The 18,838-nt window shown below is 34.4% G+C and carries 16 protein-coding genes and 1 pseudogene; 8 read left to right on the top strand and 9 right to left on the bottom strand.

Features of this window, described 5'->3' with window-relative positions:
- Nucleotides 1-211 precede the first annotated feature (211 nt).
- On the top strand, nt 212-637 hold the full coding sequence (locus tag EKM00_RS12470) for a helix-turn-helix domain-containing protein (RefSeq protein ID WP_255416649.1): 426 nt from the start codon (nt 212-214) through the stop codon (nt 635-637).
- A gap of 580 nt (nt 638-1,217) precedes the next feature.
- On the opposite strand, the pseudogene EKM00_RS12460 reads toward EKM00_RS12470, so the two are convergent.
- Nucleotides 1,218-1,400, bottom strand: a pseudogene (locus tag EKM00_RS12460) (IS1595 family transposase); the annotation flags it as partial.
- Between the two features lie 137 nt (nt 1,401-1,537).
- On the opposite strand from EKM00_RS12460, the gene EKM00_RS12455 reads away from it, so the two are divergent.
- Nucleotides 1,538-2,890 (top strand): DEAD/DEAH box helicase, encoded by a 1,353-nt coding sequence (locus EKM00_RS12455; RefSeq protein WP_126516418.1) that lies wholly within the window; start codon nt 1,538-1,540, stop codon nt 2,888-2,890.
- 146 nt (nt 2,891-3,036) lie between these two features.
- Here the strand turns inward: EKM00_RS12455 and EKM00_RS12450 are convergent, their stop codons facing one another.
- Nucleotides 3,037-4,149, bottom strand: a complete 1,113-nt coding sequence (locus tag EKM00_RS12450) for a lactonase family protein (protein WP_126516417.1) — start codon at nt 4,147-4,149, stop codon at nt 3,037-3,039.
- A gap of 182 nt (nt 4,150-4,331) precedes the next feature.
- On the opposite strand from EKM00_RS12450, the gene EKM00_RS12445 reads away from it, so the two are divergent.
- The 4 genes from EKM00_RS12445 to EKM00_RS12430 all read left to right on the top strand — a co-directional run bounded on the left by EKM00_RS12445 (nt 4,332) and on the right by EKM00_RS12430 (nt 8,623).
- Entirely contained in the window at nt 4,332-6,260 is a 1,929-nt protein-coding gene (locus EKM00_RS12445; protein WP_126516416.1) for a BatA domain-containing protein, read from the top strand.
- 111 nt (nt 6,261-6,371) lie between these two features.
- Nucleotides 6,372-7,625, top strand: coding sequence for a dihydroorotase (locus EKM00_RS12440; protein ID WP_126455459.1), 1,254 nt, complete (start codon nt 6,372-6,374; stop codon nt 7,623-7,625).
- A gap of 4 nt (nt 7,626-7,629) precedes the next feature.
- Nucleotides 7,630-7,968 (top strand): hypothetical protein, encoded by a 339-nt coding sequence (locus EKM00_RS12435; protein WP_126455457.1) that lies wholly within the window; start codon nt 7,630-7,632, stop codon nt 7,966-7,968.
- A gap of 4 nt (nt 7,969-7,972) precedes the next feature.
- Nucleotides 7,973-8,623 (top strand): alpha/beta hydrolase, encoded by a 651-nt coding sequence (locus EKM00_RS12430; protein WP_126516415.1) that lies wholly within the window; start codon nt 7,973-7,975, stop codon nt 8,621-8,623.
- Between the two features lie 50 nt (nt 8,624-8,673).
- Here EKM00_RS12430 and EKM00_RS12425 read toward each other — a convergent pair whose 3' ends face one another.
- Both EKM00_RS12425 and EKM00_RS12420 read right to left on the bottom strand, forming a co-directional pair.
- Nucleotides 8,674-9,174, bottom strand: coding sequence for a hypothetical protein (locus EKM00_RS12425; RefSeq protein WP_126455455.1), 501 nt, complete (start codon nt 9,172-9,174; stop codon nt 8,674-8,676).
- A gap of 11 nt (nt 9,175-9,185) precedes the next feature.
- Nucleotides 9,186-9,950 carry an MBL fold metallo-hydrolase gene (locus EKM00_RS12420; protein ID WP_126516414.1) on the bottom strand — a complete coding sequence of 255 codons (765 nt, stop codon included), beginning with the start codon at nt 9,948-9,950 and terminating at the stop codon, nt 9,186-9,188.
- A gap of 94 nt (nt 9,951-10,044) precedes the next feature.
- Here EKM00_RS12420 and EKM00_RS12415 point away from each other — a divergent pair, with 94 nt between their 5' ends.
- The gene (locus EKM00_RS12415) at nt 10,045-11,508 is read left to right on the top strand and encodes a TonB-dependent receptor (protein WP_126455453.1); all 1,464 of its coding nucleotides are present in this window, start codon (nt 10,045-10,047) and stop codon (nt 11,506-11,508) included.
- Nucleotides 11,509-11,653: 145 nt separating this feature from the next.
- On the opposite strand, the gene bcp is transcribed toward EKM00_RS12415, so the two are convergent.
- Entirely contained in the window at nt 11,654-12,106 is a 453-nt protein-coding gene (gene bcp / locus EKM00_RS12410) for a thioredoxin-dependent thiol peroxidase (protein ID WP_126455451.1), read from the bottom strand.
- 77 nt (nt 12,107-12,183) lie between these two features.
- Here bcp and EKM00_RS12405 point away from each other — a divergent pair, with 77 nt between their 5' ends.
- Nucleotides 12,184-12,834, top strand: a complete 651-nt coding sequence (locus tag EKM00_RS12405) for an endonuclease III domain-containing protein (RefSeq protein ID WP_126455449.1) — start codon at nt 12,184-12,186, stop codon at nt 12,832-12,834.
- 287 nt (nt 12,835-13,121) lie between these two features.
- Here EKM00_RS12405 and EKM00_RS12400 read toward each other — a convergent pair whose 3' ends face one another.
- The 4 genes from EKM00_RS12400 to EKM00_RS12385 form a co-directional block, all read right to left on the bottom strand.
- The gene (locus tag EKM00_RS12400) at nt 13,122-13,706 is read right to left on the bottom strand and encodes an RNA polymerase sigma factor (protein ID WP_126455447.1); all 585 of its coding nucleotides are present in this window, start codon (nt 13,704-13,706) and stop codon (nt 13,122-13,124) included.
- Nucleotides 13,707-14,043: 337 nt separating this feature from the next.
- Nucleotides 14,044-14,799: a glycoside hydrolase family 16 protein gene (locus EKM00_RS12395; RefSeq protein ID WP_126516413.1), complete on the bottom strand. Its 756-nt coding sequence runs from the start codon at nt 14,797-14,799 to the stop codon at nt 14,044-14,046.
- Between the two features lie 6 nt (nt 14,800-14,805).
- Nucleotides 14,806-17,106, bottom strand: a complete 2,301-nt coding sequence (gene bglX / locus EKM00_RS12390) for a beta-glucosidase BglX (protein WP_126516412.1) — start codon at nt 17,104-17,106, stop codon at nt 14,806-14,808.
- A 67-nt stretch (nt 17,107-17,173) separates the two neighbouring features.
- The gene (locus tag EKM00_RS12385; protein WP_126516411.1) at nt 17,174-18,817 is read right to left on the bottom strand and encodes a family 16 glycosylhydrolase; all 1,644 of its coding nucleotides are present in this window, start codon (nt 18,815-18,817) and stop codon (nt 17,174-17,176) included.
- Between the last annotated feature and the right edge of the window lie 21 nt (nt 18,818-18,838).

Here is an 18,838-nt window from a genome sequence, read left to right as displayed (position 1 = left end):
AAAGCCCATAAATCCAAAATTTATCGGCTTTTTAAATTATGCCAAACGATATTATAATATATAGACCAATATTGGTAATTTGTTTTTTATATTACATTTGGACCATATTATAATAGTAATTATGGCACATGCGAAAATTTTGGTAATTAAATAAACCGAAAAAGAAATAAAAAATCTACTCAAACAATCCATTCCATTTATTGGGCAACGTTTGAGAGTTCTGCTGATTTTGAAGCAAAACGAAAAAGCAGGGATTTCTAAACGTGAGGTAGCTAAATTAGCGGGTGTTGACCCTAATAGCGTTCAGAACTGGAGAACATTATACCTTAATGCTGGAATTGAGGGTTTGATGAAGCATCAAAAAACAGGTTTTAAGCCATCGGCTTTTAATGCTATTGAACACAATATGTTGGAAGCAAAACTCAACGACCCTCAAAATGGACTTCAAGGCTATGTTGAGCTCAAAGATTGGATTGAAAAAGAATCAGGAAAGACTTTCAATTACAACACCTTGCTCTATTACTGCATCAGAAATTTTAAATCAAGTGTAAAAGTAGCCCGCAAAAGTCATATCAAAAAAGACGAAGATCAGGGAATATCTTTTAAAAATACTTCGGGCGAATCTGTCAAGAAATAGCACTAAATACGGTTGGTGACTTTATATTACATGGTATTGCACGCGAAATCTACAGACACCCTTTTTTCTGAAATAGATATAAATACACCAGAAGGCATGGAGAGGATTAAAAATGCCATTATTTTAATATTGGAAAATACATATAAGGAATAAACTGTACACTGACAGAAACATTTCTGTAAAGGTTCAATAATTGATATCGATACTTGGAAAACTCTTGATAATAATCATTCTTAACGAAAACTAATCATTACAGGTAAAACTCCATAAAAGAAGATAGTAATAATATTAGAACAGCTAAGAAATTAGATCATGAATCCGCTAAGAATCTGATTGTAAAATGAAATATTCCGACAAAATTTCAATATTAAATAAAGACTTTAAAAATATTTAATATCGAGTAATTTACAGAAGATATAAAAAAATACAGATAAATATTTCGGACATCTGCCTACCATTTTTTTGCAGGCTTAAAGAATATTTCAAAAAATTACGTTGTAAAATTCTTTTTATTTTAATTTGAAAAAGTAGTTTTACACTTTTACGTTTTGTAGTAAAGTTGTGCATTGACCGCAAGTGGACTGACATGACTACCGCATTTTTTGTATTGAAATTTAAAATCTGTCTTACGAAAGTAATGTTTGGTATGTTTACATTTTTTACATATAATTCCCATTTCAAGCCGTTTGGCTTTGAATCCCTCAATACGCGAGGCTTCATCAGGATATTTCTCGAAAAATTCAAGTAGGTTCGTAGCTCCCATTTAACAAGTTGATAGCCTAAGTATAAGCTGCTTTGAGCATTGTTACAAACGGATCGTCAAAATAAAATATATATTGATATTTATCGCTTTTAGAGTATTACTTTCAAAAAGACTATATTTGCAAAAAATTTAAACAAATGACTACTTTTGAGCAATTCAATCTTCCTAAATCCGTACAAAAAGCGATAGATGATTTAGGGTTTACAACGCCTACTCCTATTCAAGAAAAAACATTTTCTGTGATAATGTCAGGAAGAGATATGATGGGAATCGCTCAAACCGGCACTGGTAAAACATTTGCTTACCTATTGCCTTTGTTGAAACTATATAAATTTACTCCCGGTCATACGCCAAAAATAGTGCTGCTGGTTCCTACTCGTGAACTTGTTGTACAAGTTGCGGAAGAAATTGAGAAATTGACAAAATACATGTCGGTTCGTACTATTGGAATCTTTGGAGGTGTCAATATCAACACTCAAAAAAAAGCAGTATATGCAGGTTGCGACATACTAGTGGGAACTCCCGGAAGAATCATGGATTTAACGCTGGATAATGTGATTCGCTTTGAAGAAATGCAAAAACTGGTAATCGATGAGTTTGATGAAATGCTGAATTTAGGTTTCCGTACCCAATTGACCTCTATTTTAGCCATGATGCCTAAAAAACGTCAAAATATACTGTTTTCAGCGACAATGACGGATGAAGTAGATGCGATTTTGAATGATTATTTTGATTATCCTCAAGAAGTTACGCTTTCGGCATCAGGAACACCTCTGGAAAAAATCAAACAAATATCCTATCAGGTTCCTAATTTCAATACCAAAATAAACCTTTTAAAACACTTATTACAAGAAAACGAAGACATGAGTCGTGTGCTGGTGTTTGTCAATAATAAGAAAATTTCTGATATGGTTCACGAACGAATCGAGGAGGATTTTGAAGGTCAGTTTGGAGTAATTCACTCGAATAAATCACAAAATTATCGTTTGAGTACTATGGCTTTGTTCCAAGAAGGAAATTTACGAGGTTTGATCACTACTGACATCATGGCCAGAGGTTTAGATATTTCTAATATCACCCACGTTATCAATTTCGAAATGCCTGAATTACCTGAATTATACATGCACAGAATTGGTCGAACCGGTCGTGCAGATGCCACAGGAACCGCAATAAGTCTTATTGCGCCACGCGAAGAAGAATTTAAAGTAGAGATAGAAGTGCTGATGAATATGGTATTAGCCATTGAACCTTTCCCGGAAACAGTTGAAATCTCATCGAAATTAATTGAACCTGAAAAAGAGAGACAACCGATCAAGTTTATGATGAAAAAACAAAAACTTGACGGAGATGGCGCTTTTCAAGAGAAAAGTAAAAAGAATAAAAAAGTCAATTTAGGCGGCCCTGGGGTAACCAAGAAAAAAACACACGGTTCTGTAAATAGAAATATGCTAAAAACCAGAGATAAAAAGAGAAAAGACAAGAACAAATAAGATCAGTGTTCAGTTTCGAGTGTTCAGTTTCTAAATCCTGATTTTTTTCTGAAGATCGAGGTCTAAAGATAAAAACAAAAATAAATAGTAAAAAGTGTTGAAAAATAATTTTCGTTTTTCAACACTTTTTTTGTGAATTTTTAAGTTTAATTCTTTGTGAAAACCAAACAAACCGGCGAACACAAAACAATCTTTTTGCCAGTATCAGCAAGTAATCCAGTCTTTTTATTTCTTTTAAAAATCACTACATCATTGGTATATTGATTTGCTACCACAAGAAAATTACCCGTTGAGTCAATGGTAAAATTTCGAGGTCCTTTTCCTAAACTACTGGTTTGCCCTTTCAATAATAATTTTCCGTTTTTTAGAATTTCAAAAATGGTGATATTATTTGCTTCACCGCGATTAGAGGCATATAAAAACTTCCCGTCAGGTGAAATATGGATATCCGCAGCACTAAATGATCCTTTAAAATCTTCAGCTAAAATAGTCGTTTCATCAATCTTTGTCAACGTTCCGTTAGAATAACTAAATACTTTTAGCGTGCCGTCCAGTTCCTGTAATAAATAAACAAATTTACCATCATTGCTAAAGGTTAAATGTCTGGGTCCACTCCCAGATTTTACTGAGATGCTGTCTTTTAATTCTAAAACAGTATGTTCAGCATTAGGATTATAAGCGTATGAATATACTTTGTCATTCCCTAAATCGTTAGACAAAACAAACTTTTTATCTGGAGAAAAATGAACCATGTGTACGTGCGGACCTTCTTGTCTTTGTGTATTAGTTCCTTTTCCATAATGTTGAATAACTTGCTTCGCTTCCGCTAGACTTCCGTCGTCATTTTTAGCAAAAACGGAAATAGTTCCCCCTGAATAATTAGCAACAATTACATTTTTATCGTCATTGATTATGTAACAAGGATCCGCACCCTTGGAGCTTTGCTTGTTGATTAAGTCTAATTTTCCTCTTGCGGGATTATAACTAAAAGAACTCACCGTACTTTCAGTCCCATTTTCGTTTACGGAATACACAAAATTATTATTTTTTGAAACTGTTAAATAACTGGGATTTAAAACCTTTTCAGTCGCATTTTTAAAACTGAAATCACCTGTGTTTGAATCAAAATTATATACATAAATTCCTTTACTGTCACAACTTTGGGTATAGGTTCCTATTAGTAAATTCAATTTGTTTTTTTGTGCATTAACACTTGTAAAAAGGAAGATTAATAGAAGAACCGCAAACGGCTTTTTCATGTTTTTAAAATTTATTAGAAAGCTAAAATACACAATATATTCCTAATGAAAGTCACTAGTTTATTCCTTTGAAAAATTATAACAACTTCATCTAAAACTGTCAACAAATTTGTATTTTTGACTCCTGAAATTCAATGAACACCGTTGAAAACAAAATACAGTAAAGTAAACTCAACCTCAGAATGCATTTTAAACATCCCGAAATTTTATACTTTCTGATCTTGTTGATTGTTCCACTTTTGGTTCATTTGTTTCAATTACGCCATTTCAAAAAAGAATATTTCACCAATGTTCGGTTCTTAAAAGCACTTTCAATTCAAACCAGAAAAAGCTCTAAAATCAAAAAATGGTTGCTTCTCGCCTGTCGTTTATTACTTCTAACTTGCCTTATTTTCGCATTTTCGCAACCTTTTTCCGAGTCCCAAGACAGCAAAAATGCCACCAATGAATTGTATATTATTTTGGACAATTCTTTTAGCATGCAAGCCAAAGGCAAAAAAGGGGAATTGCTAAAAAGAACGGTTCAGGAATTACTTGAGGAAACTCCGGAAAATGTAAATTTTTCTTTAATTACCAATTCCGAAAATTATTGGAACACAGATATAAAGTCGGTTCGTGATGCTTTGCAAAATCTAAAATACAGCGCAACTCCGTTCCAATTAGACAACATAATGGCAAAAATAAAAGCGCATAAATCCGCTTTTAAAAAGGATATCATTATCATTACTGATGCAATAGGTCTTGATGAACAACAACTAAAAAAAAGTGATGCAACTGATTCTCCTTCGTTTATAATTCCAAAAGCAGAACAAAAAAATAATGTTTCTATTGACAGCGTATTCATTCATAAAACAGTAGAAAATTTTTATGAAATTAGTGTCCAAATATCCAGTTATGGCAAGAATTTAAACCCGATTCCAATTTCTCTATACAATGAAAACAAGCTTATTGCTAAAACTATAACAACTTTAGACACAAAGAAAAAAAACCTCAGTTTCACGATTCCTAAACAATCCTTTCATGGTTATTTTTCTATAGTTGACGATGGTTTGTCTTATGACAACACGTTTTTTTTCAGTATTTCAAAAACGAAGAAAACCAACATTATCAGCATTGGAGAACTATCGAAAAGCAACTTTCTTTCCAGAATTTATACCAGTGAAGAATTCAATTATAACAATTATATCTTAAACAGCTTAGACTACAATAAACTGGAAGAACAAGACGCCATTATTCTTAATGAATTGGATGAAATTCCGCAAGCTTTGATAACCACTTTGAATTCTTTTGTGGAGAAAGGTGGAAATTTAATTGTAATTCCTTCGGCGATAAGTTCCATTACCAATTTGAATTCTTTTTTCTCGAATTTTGGAAACCTCACATTTAATTCTTTAGAAAACAGAGAAAAATTGATTACCAAAATCAACTTCAATCATCCTATATTCAATAGCGTTTTTGAAAATAAGGTGACTAATTTTCAATATCCAAAGACAAAAAAATCCTTTATAATATCCAGTTCCAATCCTGCTGCTTTGTTTTATGAAGACCAAAGCGTTTTCTTGACATCGATAGCAAATTCAGTTTCAGCGGTTGCTGTTTTTGCTGCTCCTATCAACAGCAAAAATTCAAATTTTCAGCAATCGCCATTAATTGTACCTACGTTTTATAAGATGGCTATGAACAATCAAAACAACGACGTTAGTGCTCTGATAATTGGGAATAATAACCCGCATTTAACCGAAGCATCGCTAAACAAAGACGCTATTTTAACGGTAAAAGGCTTAGAAGAACAATTTATTCCTATCCAGCAAATTCTGAATAATAAAGTCAAAATGACTTTCAATAATTATCCGGAACAAGCAGGAAATTTCAGTATTTACAATAAAAAAGAGTGGATTGAAAACATCAGTTTCAACTACAATAGAACCGAAAGTGATTTGGCTCCAGCAAATGAAACTATTCTTTCTGACTATAAAACAATCCAATCAATCCCATCGTTATTTGACACTTTACAAACTGACAGAACTGATAATCAAATTTGGAAATGGTTTGTTATCTTTGCACTGTTATTTCTAATAATTGAAATGGCAATTATACGATTCGTAAAGTAAATAACGGAGTTAAACACTTAAAAGTCAATATGAAACGAGCATGACTGTACTTTAGCCATAAAAGGCAATGCAAATTTTATATTCAATCAAAAAAACAAATAGTATCTATATATGAAACTAATCATCAGAGACGCCAAAATTATCGATTCGAAAAGTACCTTTCATAATAAGACTGCAGATATTCTAATTGTTGATGGTTTTATACAAAAAATTGGAACATGGCTACCAAATCCAGATAAAGCAGACGAAATACAACTCGATAATTTACATGTATCCCAAGGCTGGTTTGACAGCAGCGTTTCGCTTGGAGAGCCTGGTTATGAAGACCGTGAAACCATAGCAAACGGACTTACTGTAGCTGCCAAAAGTGGCTTCACGGCAATCGCATTACAACCCAACTCCTTCCCAATTATTGACAATCAATCCCAAGTGAATTTTGTTTTAAACAAAGCACAAGGATTTGCAACTCAACTGTATCCTATCGGCGCTTTGAGCAAAGAAAGTGCAGGAAAAGACATGGCTGAATTGTATGACATGAAAAAAGCGGGAGCAGTTGCTTTTGGAGATTATAATAAAAGTTTGGACAATGCTAATTTGCTAAAAATAGCCTTACAATACGTTCAGGATTTTGATGGATTACTTCTTGCTTTTTCCCAAGACGAAACGATAAAAGGAAACGGAGTGGCTAATGAAGGCGCTGTTTCTACCAGATTGGGTTTGAAAGGAATTCCAAATCTTGCCGAAGAATTGCAAATAGCACGAAATTTATTTCTGTTAGAATATACCGGCGGAAAACTTCATATTCCAACCATTTCTACTAAAAAATCAGTTCAATTAATCAAAGAGGCTAAAGCTAACGGACTAAATGTAACGTGCAGCGTGGCAGTACATCATTTAGTTTTAACCGATGAAAAACTGGAAGGTTTTGACACCCGTTATAAAATTTCTCCACCGCTTAGAACTGAAACCGATAGGAAAGCATTACTGAAAGGAATAAAAGACGGAACGATCGATATGATTACATCCGACCATAATCCGATGGATATTGAGCACAAAAAAATGGAATTTGATGGAGCCAAGAATGGAACTATTGGTCTGGAAAGTGCTTTTGGAGCTTTGATGACTGTTTTGCCATTAGAAACCGTAATAGAAAAACTCACTTCAGGAAAAACAACTTTTGGCATCGAAACAGTATCAATTAATCAAGGTTCAAAAGCAAATATTACCTTATTTAATCCGGAACCAAAAAGCATTTTTACAAAATCATCCATTTTATCCAAATCTAAAAACACTGCTTTTTTAGGAACTGAACTAAGAGGTAAAGTGTACGGAATTGTGAATCAAGGAAAATTAATTTTAGCATAAAAAAATGAATACTATTAATAATAATAATTCAGAGTCAGGAAAGACGGCCGCAATCACCAGTTATATTTTAGGAATTGGCGTATTTATTGCCATGTCTATGAACTCCGAGGACAAAAATGAATTTGCTTCATTTCACATCCGTCAAGGACTGGGACTTACTTTAACATTCATATCACTGGGATTAATCATCAGCAATTTTGACAGCCTAATGATTTCGGCTCCCATGTGGATTTTCGTATTTGTTTTATGGTCTTACGGTATTACCAGTGCTATAAAAGGAGAAACAAAACCGGTTCCATTATTGGGAACGTATTATCAAAAATGGTTATCAAACATCTCATAATCCCATGAATTTATCTTTAGAATATAAAATACGAGAACCTAAAATAAAATTAGACGAAAATCCACTTTTACTTTTATTGCACGGATACGGTAGCAATGAAGACGATTTATTTTCATTTGCAACCGAGCTTTCTGATGAATATTATATTGTTTCAGCACGTGCGCCTTATACCATGCAATACGGTGCATATGCATGGTATGCAATCAATTTTGATGCGGATCAAAATAAATTTTCGGATCACGAACAAGCCAAAGTTTCAAGAGATTTAATTGCCGGATTTATTGATGAATTAATTCAAACCTACCCCATAAATGCTGAGAAAGTCACATTGATTGGCTTCAGCCAAGGATCTATATTGAGTTATGCAGTTGCACTTTCATACCCTGAAAAGGTTCAGAAAGTAGTTGCGATGAGCGGGTACTTAAATTTAGAAATTGTCGCTGAGAATTACCTAAAAAACAATTTTCATACCCTGAAAATATTTGCTTCACATGGAACAGTGGATCAAGTAATTCCAGTTGAATGGGCAAGAAAAACACCCGCAATAGTAGAAAATTTAGGGATAAATATAACCTACAAGGAATATCCTATAGGACATGGAGTTGCTCCACAGAATTTTTATGACTTCAAAAACTGGATTTTAGAGAATGAATAATTAATATTGTGCCGTATTCAGGACTTTATAAACGGAATACGATACCTTAATTATTTTTGGTACAACAACGATTGATTGACCTCAAAAGAAATACTTTCATCATCATTGACAAAATATTTCAACAAAACTTCACCCCAAATTTCACCATCACTATAATCAGCAATAATCCATCTGTGGTTTAGTATTTTTACTTTGTTAATAATAAATTTATTTGTGCTAATTTGATCTTGACCCGTATACGGATTTCCCTTTGGGTTGGCGTTCAAATCCAATAATTTTTCAGTGACGAAAGGAATCAATTTCTCGTATTGAATTGTTTTGTTAGCGCTTGTAGTATCAAAATAATTTTGAGCATTCTCATTTTTTTCCAAAGAAAAATAGTTGGCATCCACTAATTGATTCGAAACCAAACTCAGACTGTCTCTTAATTTTTTAGTGGTTTTTTCATATCTAGTTTGCTCAAATACTACTTGTTTACTCAAAAACATATACGTAAAAACAGTAGAAAGCACAGCCAGAATAGTAAGGTACAGGAATAATGAATTTTTCATTTTAAATACAATTAAATTTTAATTTCTAGATTATCATAGGCGAGATAAACATGCTCGGGGAGATTTTTTTGAACCTCCTCGTGATACCCCATGATATGACTAATATGTGTAAGATAGGCTTTTTCTGGTTGGACCAAAGCTATAAAATCCAACGCTTCTTTTAAATTGAAATGCGTTTCATGAGACTCTTCCCGTAAAGCATTTACAACCAATACCTTTAGATTTTTTAACTTGACTATTTCACTTTTTTCAATAGTTTTCACATCCGTTAAGTAGGCAAAATCATCAATTCTATACCCAAAAACCTGAAGATTTCCATGCATGACACTGATGGGGACAACCGTTTTGTTGCCAATGGCAAATGACTGGTTATTGACAACTTCAATAGTTGTAACAGAAGGTGCACCGGGATATTTATTGACCGTTTCAAAAACATAATCGAAACGTCTTTTTAGATTAGTTATTACCCGTTGATGTGCATAAATTGGAATTTCTCCTTGTTTGAAATTAAAAGGCCGAATATCATCGATTCCTGCGGTATGATCCGCATGTTCATGAGTAAATAAAATACCATCTACTTTCTGGCAATTTGACACAAGCATTTGCTGTCTGAAATCAGGTCCGCAATCAATTACAAAAGAATAATTCTCCCAAGAAATCCATACAGAAACGCGCAGTCTTTTATCTTTAGAATCAAAGCTTTTACAAACAGGGTGATTACTACCAATAACAGGAATGCCTTGTGATGTACCAGTTCCTAAAAAATATACCTTCAACTTTCTTTATTTTATTTGCAAAAATAGGGTTAATTCCCTTTCATTAGAAACCTATTTAACTAACTTTACAAAATATTAGCCATATTAAAAGAAAATGGATACAGAAATAAAATTAAAAGGTGATAAAATCATCGAACAAATCCCTTCAGTCAAAGATAAAGCACTCCGTATTAATTTGAACGAAAATATCTATGGAACTTTTGCAGAAATTGGCGCTGGACAGGAAACTGTAAGACATTTTTTTAGATCTGGTGGATCCTCGGGTACAATTGCAAAAGCAATGTCAGCCTATGACAAAGACTTTAGCGATGCCGTTTATGGAATCGAAGAAGACGGTCGTTATGTGACCGAAAGTCGACTCAAAAAAATGCTTTCTCATGAAGTAAATCTAATAGAAAAAAGGCTAAGCAGAGAAAAACATCCTAATAAAATGTTTTTTAGCTATGCGAATACCGTGGCCACTATTGACTTTGCCAAACAATTCAAAGGACATGGCTGGGTCGGTATTAGTTATCAAATTGAGCCGGATGAGGATTATAATGAAATTATTCTTCACATTCGATTTAAAGAAACTGATGTGCGTTTGCAACAGGAAACATTAGGTATTCTGGGCGTAAACTTAATTTACGGAGCGTATTACAAATACAATGATCCCAAACGTCTCTTGCGTTATTTGTATGACCATTTAGACAAAGATCAATTAGAAATAGACACCATAAATTTCTCAGGTCCTCGTTTTGCTGATGTTGACAATCGTTTGATGAGTTTACAATTAGTCAAAAATGGAATGACTGATGCCGTTATGTTTAATCCTGATGGAATAAACATACTTCCTGCTGCTATCTTATACAAGAAAAACATCCTTGCTTTTAGGGGTAGTTTTCGTCCGGTTACAAAAGTCAACATGGACATGTATGAGAAATCATTAAAAATGTTTTTAAATGAGAACAAGGTCAGTCCGGAAAACACATTAGTGATTTTTGAAATTACATTATCCAACCTACGATCTGATGGAGAAATCGATGAAAGAGATTTTATGGATCGAGCCGAATTGCTCTGTTCACTTGGACAAACCGTAATGATTTCAAATTTTCAGGAATATTACAAAGTAGTGGAGTATTTTGCTAATTATACCAAAGCCAGAATGGGATTAGCCATGGGTGTGAATAATTTAATAGATATTTTTGACGAGAAATATTACCGTCATTTAAGTGGTGGAATTCTGGAAGCGTTTGGAAAATTATTCTACCGCGACATGAAAGTATTCTTGTATCCAATGATTGGGGAAAATGGAGAAATCATCACCTCCGAAAATTTAAAAGTACACCCAAGAATGAAAGAACTCTATAAATTCTTTAAATTCAACGGAAAAGTAGTTGATATAGATAATTATGATCCCACTATTTTAGAGGTGTTCTCTCGTGAAGTTTTAAATATGATTAATAATGGAAAGCCCGGTTGGGAAACAATGCTTCCCCCTGGTATTGCAGAAATAATTAAGGAACACAGACTTTTTGGATTTGATCCTAATAAAGTTTTGAAGGAAATCAATTCGTGAATCAGTAGTCAAATTTTGAGTTAAATTAAAAACAAAGTCCAGAATTTAGGTCGATTAAAACCGCAGATCTGGACTTTGTTTATTATTAAAAGTTGGTTTGCATTTATATTTGCAAATGCAAAAAAAAATGACTTTGACTGAATCCTTATTTTAGTATCTGAGCAGCATGCAATTTGGTTTTTACAGCCGAAATAACCTCATCAATAATCCCGTTTTCATCAATTATAAAAGTAGTTCTGTGAATCCCGTCATACTCTTTTCCCATAAATTTTTTGGGACCCCAAACCCCAAAAGCCTGTATCACTGATTTGTCTTCATCTGCAAGTAATGGAAAAGGAAAATTATACTTTTCCTTAAACCTGACCTGTGCTTTTTGAGCATCGGCACTAACGCCCAGAAGTGCATAATTGTTAGCTTCAAATTGCTCGAAATTATCTCTTAAGTCACAAGCCTCAGCTGTACATCCTGGCGTATTTGCTTTTGGATAAAAGAAAATAACTAATTTTTTACCTGCATAATCTGCCAATTGATGTAATTTTCCGTCTTGATCCAGACCTGAAAAATCAGGTGCTTTATCTCCTTTTTTTAATGTTGTCATTATTTTTATTGATTTGAATTTGAATTTTACTAATGCCACCGAAATTGTTTTTCTTTACCAATCAAATTTAATAAATAATGAATAAACAGGAACGTGTAATTTTTGTTATAAATACGTTAAAAAAACTATATCCTACGATTCCAATTCCCTTGGATCATAAAGACCCGTATACGTTGCTGATTGCCGTTTTATTATCCGCACAATGTACGGATATTCAAGTAAATAAAATCACTCCTTTACTTTTTGCAAAAGCAGATAATCCGTTTGATATGATCAAAATGTCAGTCGAAGAAATTAAGGAAATCATTCGGCCTTGTGGCTTATCGCCAATGAAATCAAAAGGAATTCATGGTTTATCCCATATATTAATTGACAAACATGGCGGAAAAGTACCTCAGAGTTTTGAATTTCTGGAAGAATTACCCGCTGTAGGACATAAAACGGCTAGTGTCGTGATGTCGCAAGCTTTTGGAGTTCCGGCCTTTCCGGTTGACACACACATCCATCGCTTGATGTACCGCTGGAATTTAACAAATGGAAAAAACGTAGTTCAAACGGAGAAAGATGCTAAACGTCTTTTTCCTGAAGCAATTTGGAATGACCTGCATCTTCAAATTATTTGGTACGGAAGAGAATATTCTCCGGCTCGTGGCTGGGATTTAGATCAGGATATTATTACTAAAACAATTGGCCGAAAAACAGCTATTGATGCGTATTATAAAAAATAAAGGATACTAAAAAACCGCTACTTCCAAATGGAATCAGCGGTTTTTTCGTCTTTTACAATCCAAATAAAAAAGGAAAGCTGCTATCTCTACATCAATTCAATATAATTTCGAAATTTTTATTGTCAATTTTCAGTATGCTTAACGCCTTAGAATAGCTTAATAAAAAAGAAATTGTTTCTTTACTGGGTTTCATTGTTTGAGAAACTAATGATTTTTTTGAGTAAGTTTTTGCCATACAATAATACATATTTGTTTTCTATTACAACGCAGCAAGTTTCAGTATATTGTCAATTAGTCAAAACAATTTGGTGTTTATCAATCACTTTTCTCAAATTCATCAAAGCGTAACGCATTCTTCCTAAGGCGGTATTGATACTCACTCCTGTTGTCTCTGAAATTTCTTTAAAACTCATATCCTGGTACATTCGCATCACCAAAACTTCTTTTTGATCAGCAGGAAGTTCTTCTATTAGTTTTTTTAAATCCAGTTCGACTTGTTCCGATATTATTTTGTTTTCTATGGTCAACGAATCATCGGACATAATTGAGAAAATGGAAAACTCTTCCGTTTCTCTGAACATAGGCATTTTTTTAGTTTTTCGGTAATGATCAACAACCAGATTATGGGAAATACGCATTACCCATGGTAAAAATTTACCTTCTTCATTATAAGAATTTGATTTTAAAGTTTTTATCACTTTAATAAAAGTATCCTGAAAAATGTCTTTGGTAATATCTCTATCCAGAATTTTAGAATATATAAAACCAAAAATTTTTGATTCATGCCTTTTTATCAATTTAGCTAAGGCATCCTCATTACCTGAAATGTATTCCTTTACCAATAATGCATCAGGGAGTTGTATATTAACCATAATTATACTTTTTAGTTTTTAATTAAAATTGGAGAGTTTTCTCTAAAAAGTAGTTTTGTATATAGGCTAAAGAGTTTTTAGGTTTGTTAAAGTTTTCAAATTTAACCAATTATTATTTTAACATCCAAGTAAAATTAATAAAAATTAACAGAGGTTCATTAAAATTTGTTAAAGTTTTTCTTGTTTTTTCACATTTACAATACAAATATCATGCCGACGAGTACAACTAAATGATTTTGTACCAAAAACCTCCTAAATTTTAAAAAAAACTAAAACAAGACCTTGCGATCCTAAAACAGAATACAAAATGATATTTTAGTTTTGATTATAGCATTAGTTACTGATAAACCTTTATGTAATCTACTATAAAATCCTGAGGAAGTATCGCATCATCCACTTCTGGTCCTCCAAAATTCCCTCCTATCGCCATATTCACGATAAAGTAGAACGGCTGGTTAAATGGCCAGATTGCTTCGGTTTTATTTTCAGGCTGAAACGTGTACACTAAAATATCATCTACATAAAATTCCATTTTATCTTCCGTCCATTCCACGGCGTAAATATGAAAACCTTCTTCAATAGTATCAAATCTGGTTTTCTTAGTATTTACAGTATTTCCGTGACTATCCTGAGTGTGTAAAGAAGTAAAAATCATATGGGGTTCTTTCCCCACATATTCTAAAATGTCGATTTCACCAGATTTAGGCCAACCTACTTCACTGATATTTGACCCTAACATCCACCAAGCTGGCCAAATTCCTTGGCCAACAGGCAACTTTGCTCTGGCCACAAAACGTCCGTATTGGAACTCTTTTTTACCTTTAGTAGTAATCCGAGTTGAAGTGTACGTATCACCCTCTTTTTTGGCAGTGATGATTAACTGACTATTGGCAATTGAGTGATTTTGTTTCGTGTACAATTGTCTCTCGTTGTTTCCCCAACCACAATTAGGGCAACCATCGCCAATTTCAAAATTCCAATTTTTTTCGTTTAATTTGGTCCCCTCAAAATTTTCCTCCCAAACTAATTTTCTTTTGTGCTGTTGTGCAAAAGCAAAATTGACCACAAGTACAAATACTATAATTTTTTTCATTATATTTTAATTAGAATATTGAAAATCCCCTTCCAATTTTGTTACTGAACTACCTCCGATGAATACTTTAAAGTCTCCGGCTTCTGCTTCCCACTTTCTATTGGCTGTGAAATATTCGATTGTTTTTTCATCGATTGTAAACACCACTTTCTTGGTCTCATTAGGCTGTAGTTCGATCATTTCAAATCCTTTCAACTCTTTCACCGGACGTGTAATACTTCCTATTAAATCTCTAATATACAATTGAACCACTTCTTTTCCGGCAACTTTTCCAATATTTTTCAAATTTACGGAAACTTCAATTTTACCCTTTTTACCGAATTTATTAGATGATAATTTCAAATTGGAATATTCAAATTTAGAATAACTGAGTCCGTGACCAAAAGGATACAATGGTGTATTTTTTTCATCGATATAATGCGACCAAAATACACTTTCGGGCTCGTTCTTTACTGGTCTTCCCGTATTTTTATAATTGTAATAAATAGGAACCTGACCTACGTTTCTGGGAAAAGTCATAGGCAATTTTCCACTTGGATTGTAATCACCATACAAAACCTGCGCAATGGCGTGCCCGCTTTGTGTTCCTAAATGCCATCCTTCAAGAATTGCAGGAATATTTTCATCCGCCCAAGGAATGGCTAATGGTCGACCGTTATTTAAAACCAAAACCACATTAGGATTGACCTTGTAAACTGCCTCTAATAATTCTTGCTGGACTCCCGGCAAACCTAGATCAGCTCTACTTCTTCCCTCGCCTGATTGCAAACCGTGTTCTCCTAAAACCATTACCACCACATCAGCTTGTTTTGCTACCGCAATTGCTTCTGCAAATCCGCTCTTATCAGTCGTATTGATTTTAGTTTCCCAAATAAACTGGGTTCTTCCCTCGGTTACATCAGCTCCTTTGGCAAACGTTAGCGTATTTCCTGAATACTTTTGCAATCCTTCTAGAACTGAAACAGCCGAATTATCGTCAGCAGCAATTCTCCAACTTCCTAAAGGACTTGTTTTATCAGTTGCCAAAGCACCAATTAATGCAATTTTTAGTCCTGACTTTTTTAGCGGTAATACTTCTTTTTCATTTTTCAAAAGTACTATTGATTTCTTGGCCATATCCAAAACTCCTTCTTGAAATTCTTGTTTTCCAACGGTTGCCAATTCTCGATTTTCATCACAATATTTATACGGATCATCAAACAAACCTAATTCGAACTTTACCTTTAGAATTCGTCTTGCCGCATCATCAATATCACTTACTTTGACTTTGCCTTCCTGAACTAATGCAACTAAATGCTCCACATACGCGCTGGATTCCATATCCATGTCTGAACCAGCATTAATGGCTATTTCAGCTGCCTGCTTACTATCCTTGGCATATCCATGCGGAATCATTTCGTTGATAGAACCCCAATCCGAAACTACAAAACCATCAAATTTCCAATCTCTTTTTAATACTTCTCTTTGTAAATAGGCATTTCCTGTTGCGGGAATCCCATTCAATTCATTAAAGGAATTCATAAACGTGCGCACACCTGCATCAACCGCTGCTTTAAAAGGCGGAAAAATAGTATTCTGCAACACCGTTTCGCTTATATCAACGGTATTGTAATCTCTTCCGGATTCTGCAAAAGCATATCCTGCAAAATGTTTGGCACAAGCCAAAATAGTATTCGTCGCGGCTAAATCTTCACCTTGAAAACCTTGTATACGCGCAACGGCAATCTTACTTCCTAAAAAAGTGTCTTCACCAGCACCTTCCATAACACGTCCCCATCGGGCATCCCTCGAAATATCAATCATAGGTGCGAAAGTCCAATTCAATCCTACTGCAGCGGCTTCTTCTGCAGCTATTGCAGCTGACTTTTTTATTGCTTCTAAATCCCAACTTGCTGCTTCGGCCAGCGGAATTGGGCTGATGGTTTTGTAGCCGTGAATTACATCAAACCCAAAAAGCAAAGGAATTCCCAATCGGGTTTGTTCTACCGCTATTTTCTGTAACGCTTTCACATCCTTAACTCCTTTTACATTTAGCATTGATCCGACTAACCCTTTTTTCAGGTCTTCGTATTTTTTGGCTGCCTGCCCTTCTTTTGGACTGGGGCCTGTGATATCCCAAAAACCATTATACTGATTGAGTTGCCCTACTTTTTCTTCCAAAGTCATCAGCTGGAGAACCGAATCTACTTTTGTATCCAGAATATTTTCTTTGGAATAAGAAACCGGTGATTTTAAAATTTTAGTGCTGCAACCTGCAATTATTAGAGCTGTTATAGCAAAAGATGCTAACAGGGATTTATTTCTCATCATTATCCTTTTTTATTACAATTAAAAGGCCGGTAAAAAACCGACCTTTTTATATTAATTACGTATTTTATTGATAAATCCTTACATAATCAATCTCCATCGAAGATTGTGTAAAAGCAGGATCAATGGCTCCGCCAAAACTTCCTCCCATTGCCACATTCAAAATCATGAAAAAATCACTGTTGAAAGGCACTGAACTACTATTGGCAAACGTATGAAAAAGTTTATCATCCACATAAAACTGTATCGAAGTTGGACTCCATATCGTTTTATAAATATGGAACTCAGTAGCTGCATTTGCTATTGTTGTTTTAGCTGTGTTTGGGTTTGCTCCAAAATTACCCGGATAATGTAATGTTCCGTGGATGACATTTGGATCATTTCCTTTGTGCTCCATGAAATCAATTTCACCACATTTTGGCCAAGTATTAGTTTTATAATCTTGTCCTAGGGACCAAATTGCAGGCCAAGTTCCTCCACCAACTGGCAGTTTCGCTCTAACTTCAATTTTACCATAGGTAAATTCATATTTATCTTCTGTTTTCAATCGTGCGGAAGTGTAGCCTGTTCCTGATTTTTTAGCTGTAATTTTTAAATTTCCATTTTGAACAATTACATTATCAGCACCGTTTGTATACGTTTGGGCTTCGCCATTACCCCAACCGCCAGCGCCAAGGTCATATCCCCATTTTGTAGGATCCGGAGCACCGGCAACATTAAATTCATCAGCAAATTTCAAAACAGTATAATCTGTTGTTGGCGTAGGTGTTACAACTGCCGCAGGAGCTGCTGTAGTAAAAGTATGGTACCATGCCAAAAATGGATTCCCGGATTGAATCACTCTTACTACCATACGATTATCGGTAATTGATAAGATTTCATACGAACTAGATCCGACAAAGTAGCCCATAAAACCACCATCTGCAAAGTTCATTGTAGTTCCTCTTGTTTGAGTGGCGCTATTCGGATTTTTAGTTACAAAGGAATCTGACTTACTCAACGTTACAGTTTTAAGACCGCTTGTATTTAAGTCATAACAGGCATCCTCGCCGCCTCCTTTGAAAGCTCCGTTATAATACGTTTGTCCCTTGTTATCCAATTCAAGTTTCAAATTGCCTCCAACTATAGAAAAAGTCATCACACTTTTGTACAAACACGTTGCAGATTTTTCATTTGCTTTAGCAGAGTAGAAATCAGGGTAGTAATTTTTTGTTCCAAAAGTAGGATCAGACCAAGCTACGTTTGGACCAACACCTAAATGGCCATCTTCGGATTGTGCCCAATACCATTTTCTGGATGCGCCACCTGTTAAGAATTGTACCGCTTGCTCATCTTTAAAATTACTGAAAACAGTTACTTCTAAAGTCACATTAGTCGCAATCCCTCCTGCTCCAGAAGCAATAACGGTCACTGTGTATGTATTTGTACCTGGTGTTGCAAAGGTGTTTTCAAGAATCCCGCTTGGCGAATTTTGAGAAGTTCCATCGCTAAAAATGTATTTATACGATATTGCATTTTCTGCCGTGCTCGTGAATTTTACTTTCCCGGAACCATTTCCGTTTGGCAAAGCCGCTGTTTTACCAACTAACTCTGCTGTAACCTGAAGACTCGCAGGCGTATCTAACGCTCCAAAACCTAAATTATCCTCCTGACAATTGACCATCAATAGAAGGACAAAAACGGATACTAAATTTATTACTATTTTTTTCATTTTTACTATTTTTTAAAAAAC

This window comes from Flavobacterium sp. RSP15, from assembly GCF_003968755.1.
In the GTDB taxonomy this organism is placed as follows: domain Bacteria; phylum Bacteroidota; class Bacteroidia; order Flavobacteriales; family Flavobacteriaceae; genus Flavobacterium.
Note: the sequence above shows the minus strand (reverse complement) of the source record. Positions and strands in the feature narration are given on the sequence as shown.